The organism is Enterococcus sp. E5-37 (assembly GCF_035726925.1).
GTDB lineage: Bacteria > Bacillota > Bacilli > Lactobacillales > Enterococcaceae > Enterococcus_B > Enterococcus_B faecium.
Genome location: NZ_JAPMLG010000007.1, coordinates 1 through 16842 on the forward strand (window position 1 = coordinate 1; position 16842 = coordinate 16842).

At 39.3% G+C, this 16842-nt stretch carries 12 protein-coding genes, 9 tRNA genes and 1 rRNA gene; 19 read left to right on the forward strand and 3 right to left on the reverse strand.

Annotated elements, in window-relative coordinates; translation table 11 throughout:
• Positions 1 to 11: 11 nt before the first annotated feature.
• From rrf to gor, 15 genes are all read left to right on the forward strand, one after another.
• Positions 12 to 127: ribosomal RNA gene (rrf, locus tag OS138_RS07255) — 5S ribosomal RNA — on the forward strand.
• Positions 128 to 140: 13 nt separating this feature from the next.
• Positions 141 to 213, forward strand: a tRNA-Val gene (locus OS138_RS07260).
• A 3-nt stretch (positions 214 to 216) separates the two neighbouring features.
• Positions 217 to 289: transfer RNA gene (locus tag OS138_RS07265), tRNA-Lys, on the forward strand.
• Between the two features lie 7 nt (positions 290 to 296).
• Positions 297 to 378: transfer RNA gene (locus OS138_RS07270), tRNA-Leu, on the forward strand.
• Between the two features lie 17 nt (positions 379 to 395).
• Positions 396 to 468: transfer RNA gene (locus tag OS138_RS07275), tRNA-Thr, on the forward strand.
• An 11-nt stretch (positions 469 to 479) separates the two neighbouring features.
• A tRNA-Gly gene (locus OS138_RS07280) sits at positions 480 to 551 on the forward strand.
• A gap of 16 nt (positions 552 to 567) precedes the next feature.
• A tRNA-Leu gene (locus tag OS138_RS07285) sits at positions 568 to 653 on the forward strand.
• 10 nt (positions 654 to 663) lie between these two features.
• Positions 664 to 737 (forward strand) — tRNA-Arg (locus OS138_RS07290).
• Between the two features lie 21 nt (positions 738 to 758).
• A tRNA-Pro gene (locus tag OS138_RS07295) sits at positions 759 to 832 on the forward strand.
• A 57-nt stretch (positions 833 to 889) separates the two neighbouring features.
• A tRNA-Arg gene (locus tag OS138_RS07300) sits at positions 890 to 963 on the forward strand.
• Between the two features lie 135 nt (positions 964 to 1098).
• The gene (locus tag OS138_RS07305) at positions 1099 to 1566 is read left to right on the forward strand and encodes a CtsR family transcriptional regulator (RefSeq protein ID WP_002289036.1); all 468 of its coding nucleotides are present in this window, start codon (positions 1099 to 1101) and stop codon (positions 1564 to 1566) included.
• A 6-nt stretch (positions 1567 to 1572) separates the two neighbouring features.
• The gene (locus tag OS138_RS07310) at positions 1573 to 4065 is read left to right on the forward strand and encodes an ATP-dependent Clp protease ATP-binding subunit (protein ID WP_002289035.1); all 2493 of its coding nucleotides are present in this window, start codon (positions 1573 to 1575) and stop codon (positions 4063 to 4065) included.
• 220 nt (positions 4066 to 4285) lie between these two features.
• Positions 4286 to 5209 (forward strand): peptidase U32 family protein, encoded by a 924-nt coding sequence (locus tag OS138_RS07315; protein WP_002289033.1) that lies wholly within the window; start codon positions 4286 to 4288, stop codon positions 5207 to 5209.
• Between the two features lie 5 nt (positions 5210 to 5214).
• Complete coding sequence (locus OS138_RS07320; RefSeq protein WP_325069900.1) at positions 5215 to 6468, forward strand: peptidase U32 family protein; 1254 nt, start codon at positions 5215 to 5217, stop codon at positions 6466 to 6468.
• 133 nt (positions 6469 to 6601) lie between these two features.
• Entirely contained in the window at positions 6602 to 7948 is a 1347-nt protein-coding gene (gene gor / locus OS138_RS07325) for a glutathione-disulfide reductase (protein WP_002307823.1), read from the forward strand.
• 1054 nt (positions 7949 to 9002) lie between these two features.
• On the opposite strand, the gene menA is transcribed toward gor, so the two are convergent.
• The 3 genes from menA to pplA form a co-directional block, all read right to left on the reverse strand.
• Positions 9003 to 9956, reverse strand: coding sequence for a 1,4-dihydroxy-2-naphthoate polyprenyltransferase (gene menA, locus OS138_RS07330; protein WP_325069901.1), 954 nt, complete (start codon positions 9954 to 9956; stop codon positions 9003 to 9005).
• 12 nt (positions 9957 to 9968) lie between these two features.
• Entirely contained in the window at positions 9969 to 11072 is a 1104-nt protein-coding gene (locus OS138_RS07335; RefSeq protein ID WP_002294811.1) for an FAD:protein FMN transferase, read from the reverse strand.
• Positions 11073 to 11161: 89 nt separating this feature from the next.
• A complete protein-coding gene (gene pplA / locus OS138_RS07340; protein WP_002307821.1) occupies positions 11162 to 12097 on the reverse strand; it encodes an extracellular electron transfer flavoprotein PplA in 936 nt (311 codons plus the stop codon).
• A gap of 301 nt (positions 12098 to 12398) precedes the next feature.
• Here pplA and OS138_RS07345 point away from each other — a divergent pair, with 301 nt between their 5' ends.
• The 4 genes from OS138_RS07345 (at position 12399) to OS138_RS07360 (ending at position 16805) form a co-directional block, all read left to right on the forward strand.
• On the forward strand, positions 12399 to 14333 hold the full coding sequence (locus OS138_RS07345; protein ID WP_325069902.1) for an NAD(P)/FAD-dependent oxidoreductase: 1935 nt from the start codon (positions 12399 to 12401) through the stop codon (positions 14331 to 14333).
• Positions 14334 to 14799: 466 nt separating this feature from the next.
• The gene (locus OS138_RS07350; RefSeq protein ID WP_002298268.1) at positions 14800 to 15216 is read left to right on the forward strand and encodes a NusG domain II-containing protein; all 417 of its coding nucleotides are present in this window, start codon (positions 14800 to 14802) and stop codon (positions 15214 to 15216) included.
• Between the two features lie 13 nt (positions 15217 to 15229).
• Entirely contained in the window at positions 15230 to 15796 is a 567-nt protein-coding gene (locus tag OS138_RS07355; RefSeq protein WP_002289378.1) for a Gx transporter family protein, read from the forward strand.
• Between the two features lie 22 nt (positions 15797 to 15818).
• A complete protein-coding gene (locus OS138_RS07360) occupies positions 15819 to 16805 on the forward strand; it encodes a polyprenyl synthetase family protein (protein ID WP_002289380.1) in 987 nt (328 codons plus the stop codon).
• Positions 16806 to 16842: the final 37 nt, after the last annotated feature.

A 16842-nucleotide genomic window follows, 5' to 3' on the forward strand; every position in this document is an offset into this window, starting at 1 on the left:
TAACACCACAGTGTGGTGGCGATAGCGAGAAGGATACACCTGTAACCATGCCGAACACAGAAGTTAAGCTTCTTAGCGCCGATTGTAGTGAGGGGTTGCCCCTTGTGAGAGTAGGACGTCGCCACGCTTAAGTTATCCATGGAGGTTTAGCTCAGCTGGGAGAGCATCTGCCTTACAAGCAGAGGGTCAGCGGTTCGATCCCGTTAACCTCCATATGAGCCGTTAGCTCAGTTGGTAGAGCATCTGACTTTTAATCAGAGGGTCACAGGTTCGAGCCCTGTACGGCTCATATTTTTGCGGGTGTGGCGGAATTGGCAGACGCACTAGATTTAGGATCTAGCGCCTTACGGCGTGGGGGTTCAAGTCCCTTCACCCGCATAATTTAAGTTTTACATGCCGGCTTAGCTCAGTTGGTAGAGCATCTGATTTGTAATCAGAGGGTCGAGGGTTCAAGTCCTTTAGCCGGCATCTTTAAACACGCGGAAATAGCTCAGTGGTAGAGCACCACCTTGCCAAGGTGGGGGTCGCGGGTTCGAACCCCGTTTTCCGCTTTGCCAAAGCAATCGCGCCGGGGTGGCGGAACTGGCAGACGCACAGGACTTAAAATCCTGCGGTGAGTGATCACCGTACCGGTTCGATTCCGGTCCTCGGCATTTTAAATATGCGCCCATAGCTCAACTGGATAGAGTGTTTGACTACGGATCAAAAGGTTAGGGGTTCGACTCCTCTTGGGCGCGTAGTCTTTTTTATTTTTTAAACGGGAAGTAGCTCAGCTTGGTAGAGCACTTGGTTTGGGACCAAGGGGTCGCAGGTTCGAATCCTGTCTTCCCGATTTTTTTTATCTTGCTTTTTGTTTTCAAATGATTTATAATTTTTTTAAATTGAATATGCGCCCATAGCTCAACTGGATAGAGTGTTTGACTACGGATCAAAAGGTTAGGGGTTCGACTCCTCTTGGGCGCGTCGATACGGAATAGTATATTCCGTATTTTTTTTTGTTGATTCTAAAGGATTTATTTAACAAAAAGCGTTCTTCTTTCTTTCTATTACCAAATTCGTTATAATTAAGGTCAATATTAGTCAAAGGGAATGAATAAGATGGCACATCAGAATACCTCGGATTTAATTGAATCATATATAAAGAAAATTCTGGAAAATAGTGAAATGATCGAGATTCGAAGGATTGAAATGGCAGACCTCTTTAACTGTGTTCCTTCACAAATCAACTATGTGATTAATACCCGTTTTACCATCCAACGTGGTTATCTAGTAGAAAGCAAACGTGGTGGTGGTGGTTATATACGAATTGCAAAAGTAAGGATTTCAGATAAAAAACAATTACTTGAGCAGATAAATCAGTTATTTGATGATACAATCAGTGAGAAAAATGCTTTTGCTATTATTCAAAAACTTTATGAAGACCAAATAATTACAAAAAAAGAAGGAAACTTGATGTTGAGTGCAATTGCAAAAAACACATTGAATTTCAATGAATATGAAGATCATACACGTGCTCGGATTCTCCGAGCATTTCTGGAACGTTTAAGTTATGAAGATGGGAAGTGAGATTAGATGGAAGAACTTTTTACTGAAAGAGCCCAAGCAGTATTAGAAATTGCACAAGAAGAAGCAAAACGATTGAAACATCAATCAGTTAGTTCAGAACATGTTTTACTAGCCTTAGTGGTCGAGCAAAATGGAATTGCTGGAAAAGTATTACGTGAAATGGATTTGAATGAAACGGAAATTTATGAAGAAATTGAACATCTGATTGGTTATGGTGGTATCCGTTCTTACCCTAAAGGAGTCTTTCTTCCATATTCACCAAGAATGAAACAAGTTTTTGCTTTAGCTAGCAGCGAAGTGAAGAAAACTGGTTCTCAAAAAGTTGGAACAGAACATATTTTGATGAGCTTATTAAAAGATGAAAGTATCATGGCTACTCGAATCATGATCAACTTAGGTATCAGCCTTTCAAAAGCCCGTCAAGTTCTGAAACAAAAAATGGGGCTAGCTGGTGATTCTGCTGGAAAAGGAATGAATCGTCGTAGAAATGTAAATGTACAAGATAAACGGCAAACACCGCAAGGAACACCTACGCTAGATTCATTAGCACGTGATTTGACGAAATTAGCAAAAGAAAACAAGCTGGACCCAGTTGTTGGTCGTTCGAGAGAAGTGAAACGGCTTATCCAGATTCTTAGCCGACGGACAAAGAATAACCCTGTACTGGTGGGTGAACCTGGTGTAGGCAAAACAGCCATTGCTGAAGGGTTAGCTCAAAAAATCATTTTAGGTGAAGTGCCAGAAGACATGCAAGAAAAGCGCCTGATGATGCTTGATATGGGATCTTTGGTTGCTGGTACGAAATATCGCGGTGAATTTGAAGATCGAATGAAAAAGGTCATCGACGAAATCTATAATGATGGTCAAGTAATCTTATTCATTGATGAATTGCATACCTTAATTGGTGCAGGTGGAGCAGAAGGAGCAATTGATGCTTCGAATATCTTGAAACCGGCGTTAGCTCGAGGAGAATTACAAACGATCGGAGCAACGACCCTAGATGAATATCAAAAATATATCGAAAAAGATTCTGCATTAGAGCGACGTTTTGCTCGCATTCAAGTAGATGAGCCAACTCCTGAAGAAGCAGAAGTAATTCTTCAAGGATTACGTACAAGATATGAAGAGCACCATGGAGTGGAGATCACAGATGAAGCTGTACGAGCAGCAGTCAATCTTTCTGTTCGTTATATCACTTCTCGTCAACTACCCGATAAAGCAATTGATTTGATCGATGAATCAGCAGCGAAAGTCCGTTTGGATCAAACCGATCACTTAACAAAATCAACTGTGATCAAACTAGAAATCGATGAACTAGTACAAGAAAAGGAAGCAGCGATCCAAAAACAAGACTTTGAAAATGCTGCTCAATTACGCAGACAAGAAAAAGCACTACGTAAAAAGCTGCAAAAAGTTTCTGCAATTGAAGCAAAACAGGAGCAAGGTTATTCTGATCGTGTAACAGAAGAAGATGTTGCTACAGTTGTATCGGAGTGGACTGGTGTCCCTCTACAGCAGTTGGAGAAAAAAGAAAGCGAACGCTTGTTAGAACTGGAAGGACTTCTGCATGAACGTGTCGTTGGTCAAGATGAGGCTGTCAAAGCAGTTTCACGTGCGATCCGCCGTGCACGAAGCGGATTGAAAGATCCTGATCGTCCAATTGGTTCATTCATGTTCCTTGGACCAACTGGTGTCGGAAAAACAGAATTGGCCAAAGCACTTTCAGAAGTCATGTTTGGGAGCGAAGATGCCCTGATCCGTGTTGATATGTCAGAATTTATGGAAAAATACAGTACAAGCCGATTAATCGGGTCTCCTCCAGGATACGTAGGATATGATGAAGGTGGACAGTTGACAGAAAAAATTCGTCAAAAACCATATTCAGTGATTCTCTTAGATGAAGTGGAGAAAGCACATCCAGACGTTTTCAATTTACTTCTGCAAGTATTGGATGATGGTCATTTAACAGATTCTAAAGGTAGAAAAGTGGACTTTAGAAATACAATCATGATTATGACTTCAAATATCGGAGCGACACAAATTCGAGAAGAAAAAAATGTCGGATTCAATGTCCAAGATGTTACTAAAGATCACAAAGCCATGCAAAAACGTATCTTAGAAGAGTTAAAGAAAGCTTTCCGACCTGAATTCTTGAATCGAATTGATGAGACTGTCGTCTTCCATTCATTGAGTAAAGATGAAATCCATACAATCGTCCAAATCATGAGCAAAGCGATTATCAAACGATTGAAAGAACAAGATATTCAAGTGAAAATCACACCATCTGCAATCGATGTGATCGGCAAAGCCGGATTTGATCCTGAATATGGTGCACGTCCAATCCGTCGCGCACTTCAAAAAGAAATTGAAGATCGATTGAGCGAGGCTTTGCTTGGCGGAGAAATTCGTTTAGGTGACCACGTAACAGTAGGTGCTTCAAAAGGAAAAATCACATTGAATGTTCGCGGACCTAAAAAGGAAACAGTAGGTTCCCTATAGTTACTTGGTCTGTGTAGCTGAATTTTTATAATAGTAAGACTTGATTAAGAGGTTGTGACAAGATTTTTGTCACAATCTCTTTTTATATTTGGACAGAATATATCGAACTTTATTTTGATTTTTTGTGAAATAATTTTCAAAAATCCGACTTTAAATAGAAGAAGTATTGGAAAGTTTTTAGAGCTATGCTACTATTATGAAGTTGTAGGAGGAGAAAATTATGATCGAACTCATAACCACAGTAGAAACTATTGAACAAGCAGAACAGTTGCTTGCTGCAGGTGCAGATACACTATATTTCGGTGAAGAGCAATTTGGATTGCGTCTGCCTGCTTCATTTACACGAGAAGAACAGCGACAATTGGTAGAATTAGCACACAAGTATGGTAAAAAAGCGAATATTGCTGTAAATGGGATCATTCATCCTGAAAAAATGAAAAATGTACCTGAATATTTGGCTTTTTTAAAAGAAATAAACGTAGATGTGATCACAGTTGGTGATACAGGTATTATTTATACGATGAAAAAAAATCCTGAATTGCGTATACCGTATATTTATGATGCTGAAACATTAGTAACGAGTGCACGTCAAATCAATTTCTGGGCGAAAAAAGGCGCAGTTGGAGCAGTACTTGCTCGTGAAGTTCCTTTTGAAGAGATGAAGGCGATGGAAGAAAAACTCGATATTCCTGTAGAAACCCTTGTGTATGGTGCTACATGCATCCATCAATCCAAACGTCCACTGCTACAGAATTACTATAACTATACGAAACAAGACGAACAAAAAGATCGTGAAAGAGGTCTTTTTATCTCGGAACCTAAAAAAGAAGAGACACATTATTCTATTTATGAAGATAGTCATGGCACACATATTTTTGCCAGCAATGATCTGAATCTCTCGAATGAATTGAATGAACTTTATCAGCATCATTACTGTACATGGAAATTGGACGGATTATTTACTCCAGGCGAAAAATTCGTAAACATTACTCGACTATTCGCCGAAGCAAAAAAACAAATTTTAGAAGGTAGCTGGGATCAAGAAAAAGCGGAAAAAATGACTAGCGAAATCAGTAAATTGCATCCTGAAAACCGTGAATTAGATACAGGATTCTTTTATATTGATCCTTCTGCTATCAAATAAGGAGTATGATAAAAGAAATGACAGTAAAAAGAAAATTGAAACGACCAGAAATCCTAGCGCCAGCAGGAACACTGGAAAAGTTAAAAACCGCGATCCATTATGGTGCAGATGCAGTATATATTGGCGGGAATGCATATGGTTTAAGAAGCCGTGCAGGTAATTTTACTTATGAAGAAATGGCTGAAGGAGTTGCTTTTGCAAAAGAACATGATGCGAAGGTATACGTTGCTGCTAATATGGTCACCCATGAAGGAAATGAAGATGGAGCAGGGGAATTTTTCCGCAGTTTGCGTGATGTCGGTATTTCTGCAGTAATTGTTTCTGATCCAGCTTTGATCGAAATTTGTGCGACAGAAGCACCAGGTCTGCCGATCCATTTATCCACTCAAGCTTCAGCAACTAATTTTGAGACATTGGAATTCTGGAAAGAAGAAGGGTTGGAACGTGTCGTTTTAGCTCGTGAAGTTTCAATGGAGGAAGTGGCAGAGATTCGTAAAAATACGGATATCGAAATCGAAGCATTTATCCATGGTGCCATGTGTATCTCTTATTCTGGTCGATGCACATTGTCCAACCATATGTCGATGCGGGATGCAAACCGTGGCGGATGTTCTCAATCTTGTCGCTGGAAGTATGGATTGTTCGATATGCCTTTTGGTCAAGAACGAAACAGTTTAACTGATACAGGCGAAGTGGAAGAAGAATTCTCGATGAGTGCAGTGGATATGTCAATGATCGAACATATTCCAGAATTGATTGAAAACGGCGTAGACAGCTTCAAGATCGAAGGAAGAATGAAATCGATCCATTATGTATCTACGGTGTCAAATGTCTATAAAGCGGCTGTAGACAGTTATATGGAAGATCCTGAAAACTATGTCTGCAAGCAAGAATGGATCGACGAGTTATGGAAAGTAGCACAACGAGAATTAGCTACAGGTTTTTACTACAATACACCAACTGAAAACGAACAATTATTCGGTGAACGTCGTAAAATCCCAGTATATAAATTTGTCGGTGAAGTATTATCTTATGATGAGGCAACACAGATTGCTACGATACGTCAGAGAAACTTGTTTTCTGTAGGAGATGAAATCGAATTTTATGGTCCAGGATTCAGTCATTTCAGTCAAACCGTTGAAGTTATGCATAATGAAGAAGGCGAATCCATTGACCGAGCACCAAATCCAATGATGATTTTAACTATGCCAGTCGCACAGCCGGTGAAACCTGGAGATATGATCCGAAAACGTAAATAAGGAAAAAGCTGATATATCCCTGTTTTAAGCATCTTCGCATACAAAATTCAAGAAAAGTGTTACACTTGTTTTCTGTAGAAAAAGGATCGTTAAATAAAGGTTTTGATTGATCTCTTCAATAAGGAGGAACAAAATGCAAATATATGATTACATCGTAATTGGTGGCGGCTCTGGCGGTATTGCTTCAGCAAACAGAGCAGGGATGCATGGCGCAAAAGTTTTGCTGATTGAAGCGAATGAATTGGGCGGAACATGTGTCAACGTCGGTTGTGTACCTAAAAAAGTTATGTGGCAAGCAAGTACGATTTTGGAAACAATTGAACGAGATGCCTCAAGTTACGGTATCCAAGCAGATTTAAAAAATGTTGATTTCGCCGGTCTAGTAGAAAGACGAGAAAAATATATTGATTTTCTACACGGTGCTTATCAAAGAGGATTAGATAGCAATCATGTCGAGGCTATAAAAGGTTACGCTACTTTTATCGATAGTCAAACGATCGAAGTAAACGGTGAAACCTATCGTGCTCCTAAAATCTTGATCGCTACTGGAGGCCGTGCAAGTAAAATGACCATTCCTGGTGGAGAATACGCCATTGATTCAAATGGATTTTTTGAATTAACAGAGTTACCTAAGAGAGCAATCGTTTTAGGTGCTGGATACATTGCGGCTGAACTTTCAGGTGTATTTCGTGGTTTAGGTAGTGAAGTCATGTGGGCATATCGAAAAGAACGACCACTTAGAACGTTTGATAAAATGCTTTCGGACAATTTGATCCAAATGTACCAAGAAGCTGGAATCAAAACTTACGCGCATCATATTGCTAAAGAAATTACTAAAAACAATGACGAATATACGGTGCTATTTGAAAATGGTGAAACCTTAACTGGTGATTGTGTACTTTTTGCCGGTGGACGTGTACCGAATACCGAAAAATTAGGTCTGGAAAATACAAATGTGGAATTGGACAAAAAAGGGTTTATCAAAGTAGATAAATACCAAAATACAACGGATGAACATATTTTCGCTGTTGGTGATGTGATCGGTAAATTAGATCTGACTCCTGTTGCAATCGCAGCTGGTAGACGTTTATCAGAACGTTTATTTAATGGAAAGAAAGATTCTTATCTTGACTATAAACTTGTTCCGACAGTCGTCTTTACGCATCCACCAATTGCAACAATTGGTTTGACAGAAGAAGAAGCATTGGAAAAATATGGCGAAAATGAATTGAAAGTTTATCGTTCACGCTTTACCCCAATGTACTTTGCATTAAATGATTATCGCCAAAAATGCGAAATGAAATTGATCTGTGTCGGAAAAGAAGAAAAAATCGTCGGCTTACATGCTATTGGTGTTGGTGTCGATGAGATGCTGCAAGGTTTTGCCGTGGCTATCAAGATGGGTGCAACTAAAGAAGACTTTGACAATACAGTAGCCATCCATCCAACAGGAGCGGAAGAATTCGTAACGATGCGATAATTTAATATTAACAGTTCCAACAGCTTTTTATTGAACAAACCATGTAAAACCAGAAAATCAGTATACTGATTTTCTGGTTTTTTGTTTTTTAGTTATTTATGTAAGATTGCTTCGATAATTCTCAAAACGAAATAAGTAGGGAAGTTGGAGATTTTGATTATCTTCGTAACTGACGAAGAGTAAATGAATCCATTTGGTATGCACTCTTAAGTTCAAAATATTGGTATCGATGTTTAAAAGAAATAGAAATGTATCGAAGAACAGATGATTAAAAAAGTGTGACTTTGTATAAATAAATTAGAAGAAGCAAACGAGGATGTTAAAAGAATACCATATAGTTACCAAACCAAGAAAATTCTCGTCAAGTTCGCTGGTACGAATCAAATCAAGTGAAAAAAGGGACTGTGACAAAAGTTGTGTCATAGTTAGTCACTTTTTCCGAACAAATGGTGTTCTCCTGCCAACTCCCAATCACAAGACACAATATTCATCAAACATGAGAAACTGTTTTTTGAACTTGTTCCTTGCGACTCGGAGCTAAACGGCAGACTCACGACCTCTTTCTTAAATGGTGTTCAATCAGCTGTCCTTCGGTATTAGCTCAAAAAACGGCAAAATATGAGGGACTATTTTTCCGTTTGTTTCTCTAATACTCAGGACAAAACGCTGATTTTACAACCTCCTGATAAACGGTGTTCAAAAGCCAGTTTCTCGGTATTAAGCCAAATTTATGCAAAAATGTGGAAAGCCACTTTCACAAAATTTTTCTTAATACTCGAAACTAAGCGACTTTTTCACAACCTCTGATAAACGGTGTTCAAAAGCCAGTTTCTCGGTATTAAGCCAAATTTATGCAAAAATGTGGAAAGCTATTTTCACAAAATTTTTCTTAATACTCGAAACTAAGCGACTTTTTCACAACCTCTGATAAACGGTGTTCAAAAGCTTGCATCAAGTAATAAGCCCAACCAAACGAAAAATATAAGGAGCTATTTTTATTTGGCTGTTCTTATTACTTGATGCAGGGCAGCTTTTTCACAACCTCTTCATGCTGTTAAATGGCTTGCACAATGATCGTTAGTAATAAACCCAATACATAGCTAGCATTGAATAAGACCATATTTTTGATGGAATAGCTGAAACTGATAGGTTGGGGTAATGTTTGCTTGAATTGATTTAAATGCTTCTTCACAATTGGCAAAGTCAAGAAGGTGACTAAAATCGGCCATTCATAGATTCCACTCAACAACCCCATCAAAATCACAAAATAGCAAGCATACATCAATAGTTGGAATAAGACTGTTCCTGCTGGACGTCCGATATAAAAAACTAGTGTATAGCGATGATTTTCAATATCACGGTCAAGATCCCGCAAATTATTAGCCAACATGATATTGGCAATCGTAAACACCAAGGGTAAGGAAGCTAATACGATTGCTGCTATAGCCCAAAGATTTCCTACCAAAGCAAATTGTCCAGATGAAAAGTTGACTGTCAGATCATAGACATCTGAACCGAATGTATTGACATAAACGACCATGGCAAAAATTCCAAGGCCCATAGTCACCCCACTGAAAATTTCCCCTAAAGGCATTCGAGATAAAGGAATCGGTCCGAATGTATAGAATACTCCAATAAAACAACAGATAAATCCCATCAAAAGTAAAAGCCAACCCGTATTGATCGTTAAAATAACGCCGATAACAAAAACAAATGCAATCATAGCTAAAATCATGTTTCGAATCAATACAGGAGATAGATTTCTGCGGCCAATGACATTTTCTTCATACTTATATACTTCAGAATGAGCCTTTTCATAATCCATGTAATTATTGATAGCGGTAGTCGCTAAATCAAAAACTAGCATTCCAATAAAAAATAACAAAGTGTTTAGCCAATGTATCTCATGAAAAAAAGCGATAGAGAATAATACCCCTACCGCAAAAGGAAATACACTAGCCACCTTTGTTCGTATTTCAACTACTTCTAAAAAGATTTTTAGTGTCATGGTTCGTACTCCTTATTTTAGTTCAGAACGGTCACCCATCGTGTAATGGGAGTCCTCCGATAATTTGAAGGTGTCTTTGATTGGATCGGTCACATATACTTTATCGTCTTTTGTCACGAAGATCGCTTCCGTCCCGTTATTCAATTCGCTTTCGACGTATTCCAGTCCTTTTTTCACACCCATTGAAAAGACTGCTGTAGACAACCCGTCACCATCAATTGATTTATCTGTTATGATCGTGACACTTGCGATATCATTGTCGAACGGATAACCCGTTTTTGGATCAAACAAATGATGGTATTTTTTGCCATCTACTTCTAAATAGCGCTCGTAAATTCCAGAGGTAACTAATGTTTTGTTCCGTTCTTTAATAGAACCTAAAACAGATCCGCGAGCCATGTTCGGATCTTGGATGCCGACTGTCCAGTCTTGGTTTTCGCCTCTTGGGCTGTGGCCTAAGACATAGACATTACCGCCCAAGTCAACGATGGCAGTGGTCACTCCTTGTTTTTTCAAGACTTTCACTACTTCGTCCGTAATGTAACCTTTGGCGATTGCACCTAAATCGATGATCATTCCTTTTTCTTTTAGATAAACAGTTTTTTCTTTGTCATTTAGTTCGATCTTATGATAATCCACTAATTTCAATGCCTGATCGATTTCTTCTTGGGAAGGTTTTCTGGCGTCATCAAAACCGATTCGCCATAATTGTGTGATTGCACCAATCGCCATATCGAATCCGCCTTGAGAATCTTGGCTATATTCGTAGGCCCGCTTGACTAACGTGTAGACGTCATCAGAAACTTTTACTGGTTTGATCCCAGCTTGCTCATTCACTTCATCGATCTCAGAACCTTTTTGATTGATCGTGATTTTATCACCAAGTTCTTTTACTCGATCGAAGGCAGGTTTCAATGCTGATTCTTTGCCTTCATCATACACACGGATACGAACGTAAGTCCCTAACAAGAACTGTTCATCAGAATATGGATCTTTCAATATCTTGGTAGCTGCTGAACTTTCAGTGGTTGTTTTATTTGCTGAGTTGCTGCATCCAGTTAGCACCATAAAAGAGATGCCCAGTGTGATTAAGGAAAATAATAGTTTTTTCCGCATTTTTTTCCTCTCTTCATTTTGAAAGGTGAGACGACTGCCTAATTTGGCTATCGTCCCACCCTCCAACTTTTATTAGTAAAATTATATGATTATTTTTCTGTTACGATATTATCTACTTCGATTGTTTGAGTGTCGCCTTTTTCAGCTGCATTCACTAATTGTTGTGCGTACATGATGAATGAATGTGAGCTGTGTGTAGCACCTGTAACAACTTCTACATCAGCAGGTGAGCCATCTTCTTCGCCCATTGCTTTGACGAATTCGTCGTTCAGAGTAGGGATGTAAGTTTTTGGTTCTGTACCGCTTTTTGCTTTCATATTTTCATTATATTCTGTATCATCTTGTTTTGATTTACCGTCTTTGTCGATATAATCAAAGTTTGATTCAGTTACTTTGCCGCCAGCAACTGTCATTTCGAATTGCACACGGTAGCCGTTAGAGTAGTTCTTTTCTTCAAGTTTGTAAGTGCCGTCTTTCAAATCAGCACCATTGTCGATTTCGATTGTATCTGTGTTACCAGCTTGAGCAGCTTGGATCAATTGTTGTGCGTAGTTTTGGAAGCTTTCAGATGAGTGAGTAGCTCCAGTTACGACTTCCACACCGCTTGCGCTTTGTGCTTTTAAGAATTGGTCATTCAACTCAGGAATGTATTTTTCTGGGTTTGTGCCAGATTTTGCTTCCATGTTTTTGTTGTATTCTGCATCTTTTGTTTTTGATTCGCCGTTTTCATTAACGTTATCATATTTTGATTCAGTGATTTTGCCGTCTTTTACAACCATTTCAAAGACTGCACGGTAACCATTTGAATAATTTTTTTCTTCTAATTTATATGTGCCGTCTTGCAAATCTCCGCCAGCTACAACTTTTGCAGATGATTCTGTTGTGCTTTTTGCAGTCGAAGATTGTGCTGTAGATGATTCAGAAGAAGAGTTTGAGCTTCCGTTGTCATCTGCGCCGCAAGCGCCTAACACTAGAGCTGAAAATGCTAATACGGCAAATCCAGTTACAAAACGTTTTTTCTTCATTTTAATACCCCACCATTCCATTTTTAGTCCACAATTTTTCTTTGTGATTCATTATACATTCTAATCTTTTTAGCCTATAAGTCAACTATTTTTGATAAATAACCCATGTAATATTTCAAACGTTTTCTTTCAGCAAATTTCGTGAAAAAACGCTTTATTTTAAAATTTGAAAAAAATCCAAAAGGAGTTAGACAAAAGAACAGAACATCTATATAATATATGGAGATTGTGTAATAAGTATCAAACTAAAAGAATTATCATATATTCATTATATAGATAGTCTATAAGGAGCGGATGATCAATGGCAAAGCAAAATATTGTCGTTGTAGGAGCAGGATATGCCGGTGTTTCAGCTACAAAATACTTGGCAAAGAAACTGAAAAAAGAAGATGTAGCAATTACTCTGATCGATCGTCATTCGTACCATACTATGATGACCGAGTTGCATGAAGTAGCTGGCGGACGTGTAGAACCAGAAGCAATCCAATACGATCTGCAGCATTTGTTTGCTCGTCAAAAGAATGTACAACTTGTCACAGACACTGTAATCGGTATCGATAAAGAACAGAAAATCGTCAAGACCAAATTAGGTTCCTATCCTTTTGATCAGCTGATTCTTGGAATGGGCGGAGAGCCGAATGACTTTGGTACACCTGGTGTCAAAGCACACGGATTCACCCTTTGGTCATTTGAAGACTCTGTAAGGATTCGTGAACATATTGAGAAAACAGTAGCAAAAGCTGCATTGGAACCAGATGATGAACTGCGTAAAGCCATGCTGACTTTCGTTGTCTGTGGTTCTGGGTTTACCGGTATTGAAATGATTGGGGAACTGATCGACTGGAAAAATCGCTTAGCCAAAGATTATAAGTTGGATCCAAACGAGATCACACTGATGGTCGTAGAGGCAATGCCGACAATCTTGAATATGTTAGACCGAAATGATGCTGCAAAAGCTGAACGCTATTTGCGTAAGCACAATGTAGAATTATTATTGAACGCACCAATCGTAGAAGTGGCTGCGGATCATATCAAGCTGAAGGACGGACGCAACATTCCGACTCACACACTGATTTGGACAGCTGGTGTTAAAGGAACTTCTGACGCTGCTGACTTTGGATTAGAAGCAGCACGCGGACAGCGGTTGATCGCCAATGAATACATGCAGGCAAAAGGCTACGAAGATAAAAACATCTATATCATCGGTGATTTAGTCTTTTATGAAGAGTTCCCAGGAACACCGACACCGCAGATCGTCCAAGCTGCTGAACAAACAGGACACACAGCCGCAGCGAATATCGTGGCTTCGATCAAAGGCGGAGAAAAGCATAAATTTAAAGGAAACTATCAAGGATTTATGGTTTCTATTGGTGCCAAATGGGGGGTAGCTAACCTATTTGATAAGATCCATTTAAGCGGATTTTTAGCTATCGTAATGAAACATATCGTGAATTTGAAATACTTCTTTGATATTCGTTCTGGTTATTATATGTTCCAATATTTAATGCATGAGTTTTTCCATATCAAAGATGATCGCAACGTGACTCGAGGACATTCTTCTCGTTACGGCAACGTCTTATGGAGTGTGCCACTTCGTATTTTCTATGGTTTAGTTTGGTTCGTTGAAGCTTCCAAAAAAATCATTGGGAATGGTGAAGTGTTAAAACCAAGTACTTGGTTTGGTGAAGGATCATGGTTCACTGGAAACAGTGTGTTCCCTTGGACATGGGAATACAATGTAACAGATGTTGCCAGTGGTGCTTCTGCTGCTGGGGACGCAACGACAGCTGCCAGCGGAGCAGGGGCCAGTACTGGAGAAGCAGCGACTCAAGCTGCACATTTTGGTTTGAGTTATGCATACGGTGAAGAACCAATGGCTGTGATTGAGAAGTCACCAGACTGGTTCACAAAGATCATGCAAGTGATCATGCCAAACAATGATGTAGCAATGTTCTTCCAAAAATTCATGGTATTCTTTGAAATTGCCTTGGCATTAGCATTGATTGCTGGATTATTCACATGGTTATGCAGTGCGACAACGATTGTATTGGTGATCACGTTCTGCTTATCAGGCATGTTTTACTGGGTAAACATTTGGTTCATTTTTGTTGCTTTCGCATTGATGAACGGTTCCGGACGTGCGATTGGGTTGGATCGCTGGGTAATTCCATGGCTACAACGTACACTAGGTAATTGGTGGTACGGTAGACCAAGTTCCCAGTACGGCAAGAAATAAATAGACAAAAATAGATGAACAACTTTACTTGAATGCAAGATTTCAATAGAAAGGGGCTGAGACAAACCGTCACAGCCTCCTTTTTATGTAAAATTAAAGGAATAAGATGCCCGAGATAAGCCTCCATGAGCAAGACACAGGTGTCGCAACCTCTGTTACAACCTCTTGTTATAAACGGTGTTCCAGAAGTAGCTTCTTCGAAAAATAAGCCGAAATTTCACAAAAACTTGAAAAGTAATTTTCGTAAATTCCTTCTTATTTCTTGAAGTTGCCCACTTCTGTCACAACCTCTTGTTATAAACGGTGTTCCACCTGCTGCTTCTCGGTAATAATCCCAAAGAATTAGAAAACATGGAAAGCTGTTTTCTATTCTTCGTTCTTATTACTCAAAGCAAGACACAGGTGTCACAACCTCTTGTTTTTATGCTAAAATTGGGTGAGTTAATCTGGAAAAAGGAGAACAAAAATGAGCCTTAAAGAATTTGCTGAAAAAAGTCTGCTCAAACCTTGGGATGTTTTTATTATTTTGCTTTTGACTGTTCTTTCTTTTTTACCAGTCATGATTTTTGGTCTTCAGCAAAACACCGCAACAGCAGAAAAAGAAGCGGTACTGCGTGTGGATGGCACAGAAATCAAAACATTCCCTTTGATGGCTGGAGAAGAGAGCTACACATATACTTACAAAGATGAACACGGAGATTATAACTTGATCGAGATAGATGGTGATCGAGTACGGATAAAAGAAGCAGATTGCGATGACCAGATCTGCGTACGTCGAGGCTGGGCAACGAAAAATGGCGAAACCATTGTTTGTTTACCACATAAATTAGTGATCGAGGTCCGATCAACAGATGGGGGTGACGAAGACAGTCTGATTTATTAGACCTTCACACACCATGAGTAAATTACAAAAAATGATTTATATTTCGCTACTTGTTGCACAAGGAGTGATCATTGGTTTATTGGAAAATATGATCCCTTATCCTTTTTCTTTTGCGCCTGGTGCAAAACTAGGCTTAGCCAATCTGATCACGATCGTTGCCATTTTTACCATGAAAAAACGAGACAGCTTTTTACTACTTTGGCTACGACTATTCCTGACTACTTTGCTGGGCGGAACGATTTCCACATTCCTTTATAGTATGAGTGGTGCTTTGCTTAGTTATTTTGGAATGTTATTGGTCAAGCAATTAGGACCAAAACGTGTCAGTATCATCGGAATTAGTGCGGCCGGCGGTTTCATGCATAATGTCGGACAGCTTTTGATGGCTTCTTTCATTGCACAATCATGGACAGTCATGTTGTACTTGCCAGTCCTTTCAGTTTTAGGGATTTTATCAGGGATTGCAATCGGGATCGCAGCGAATTATCTTTTACGACATGTGCAGACACTTCAACGATTCCAAAAAGATTATGAGCAGGGAACCAAACAAAAATGGAGCCCAATGTTTACCAAAAAATAATCGTCACACAAGGAGTTTTTTTATGAAGCTACATCCAATGTGGGAAAACTATCCTGCTTTAAGTAAAGAATTGACAGAAACACTAAAACGGATGGAAGAAACTGTCCGCCTGAAAAACAAACCTGTCGAACAAGCAATCAAAGAAACGATCCATGCCGGCGGAAAGCTGTTGCGTCCTGCCTATCAGCTATTGTTCTCACAATTTGGACCAGAGCAAGATCGAGACAAAGCCATCGCTTTGGCAGCTTCTATCGAAATGCTCCATACGGCCACACTGATCCATGATGATATCGTTGATGAAGCGGATCTGCGACGTGGTCAGCCTAATATCCGTAGTCAGTTTGGTAATGTCGTTTCTGTCTATGCAGGAGACTATTTATTTGTCTGCTGTTTTAAACTATTGTCTGATTACTCCACTTCCTTGAAAAGTCTCCAATTGAATTCTCGCAGTATGGAAAAAGTATTGAATGGCGAATTAGGGCAGATGGATGATCGCTATAATTATGAACTTTCTGTAAAAGAATATTTGGAAAATATTTCAGGTAAGACAGCTGAACTGTTCCAATTAAGTTGTTCTGTTGGCGCTTTTGAAAGTGGAACAAGCGAGCGTTTCGCAAAAAAAGCAGGAGATATCGGACTTTCTATCGGGATGGCCTTTCAGATTATCGATGATATTTTAGATTATACAAAAGAGAGCCAGGAAATCGGCAAACCTGTACTAGAAGACATGCGTCAAGGGGTCTATTCTTTACCGTTGATCTACTCTTTGCAAAAAAACAAACCAAAGCTACTACCTTATTTAGAGAAGAAAGCGGCAATGACAGAAGAAGATGTCGACGCCGTACGCAAAATCGTTGAACATACAGGAGGCGTGGAAGAAGCTAGGAAGTTAGCGGCCTCTTACACAGAAAAGGCTTTGAAGGAAATAAAGAAATTACCTGCCACCTCTCTTCGAACAAAAGAGAATCTCTTTTCCCTTACCCAACTGATTTTGGATCGCAAAGACTGAATAGGGAAAGGTTCGATACGTAAATAAATTTCTCAGA

What these genes read in the sequence shown, in the direction of transcription:
- OS138_RS07305 (WP_002289036.1), top strand. Translation starts at nt 1,099, where the DNA reads ATGGCACATCAGAATACCTCGGATTTAATTGAATCATATATAAAGAAA.
- OS138_RS07310 (WP_002289035.1), top strand. Translation starts at nt 1,573, where the DNA reads ATGGAAGAACTTTTTACTGAAAGAGCCCAAGCAGTATTAGAAATTGCA.
- OS138_RS07315 (WP_002289033.1), top strand. Translation starts at nt 4,286, where the DNA reads ATGATCGAACTCATAACCACAGTAGAAACTATTGAACAAGCAGAACAG.
- OS138_RS07320 (WP_325069900.1), top strand. Translation starts at nt 5,215, where the DNA reads ATGATAAAAGAAATGACAGTAAAAAGAAAATTGAAACGACCAGAAATC.
- gor (WP_002307823.1), top strand. Translation starts at nt 6,602, where the DNA reads ATGCAAATATATGATTACATCGTAATTGGTGGCGGCTCTGGCGGTATT.
- menA (WP_325069901.1), bottom strand. Translation starts at nt 9,956, where the DNA reads ATGACACTAAAAATCTTTTTAGAAGTAGTTGAAATACGAACAAAGGTG.
- OS138_RS07335 (WP_002294811.1), bottom strand. Translation starts at nt 11,072, where the DNA reads ATGCGGAAAAAACTATTATTTTCCTTAATCACACTGGGCATCTCTTTT.
- pplA (WP_002307821.1), bottom strand. Translation starts at nt 12,097, where the DNA reads ATGAAGAAAAAACGTTTTGTAACTGGATTTGCCGTATTAGCATTTTCA.
- OS138_RS07345 (WP_325069902.1), top strand. Translation starts at nt 12,399, where the DNA reads ATGGCAAAGCAAAATATTGTCGTTGTAGGAGCAGGATATGCCGGTGTT.
- OS138_RS07350 (WP_002298268.1), top strand. Translation starts at nt 14,800, where the DNA reads ATGAGCCTTAAAGAATTTGCTGAAAAAAGTCTGCTCAAACCTTGGGAT.
- OS138_RS07355 (WP_002289378.1), top strand. Translation starts at nt 15,230, where the DNA reads ATGAGTAAATTACAAAAAATGATTTATATTTCGCTACTTGTTGCACAA.
- OS138_RS07360 (WP_002289380.1), top strand. Translation starts at nt 15,819, where the DNA reads ATGAAGCTACATCCAATGTGGGAAAACTATCCTGCTTTAAGTAAAGAA.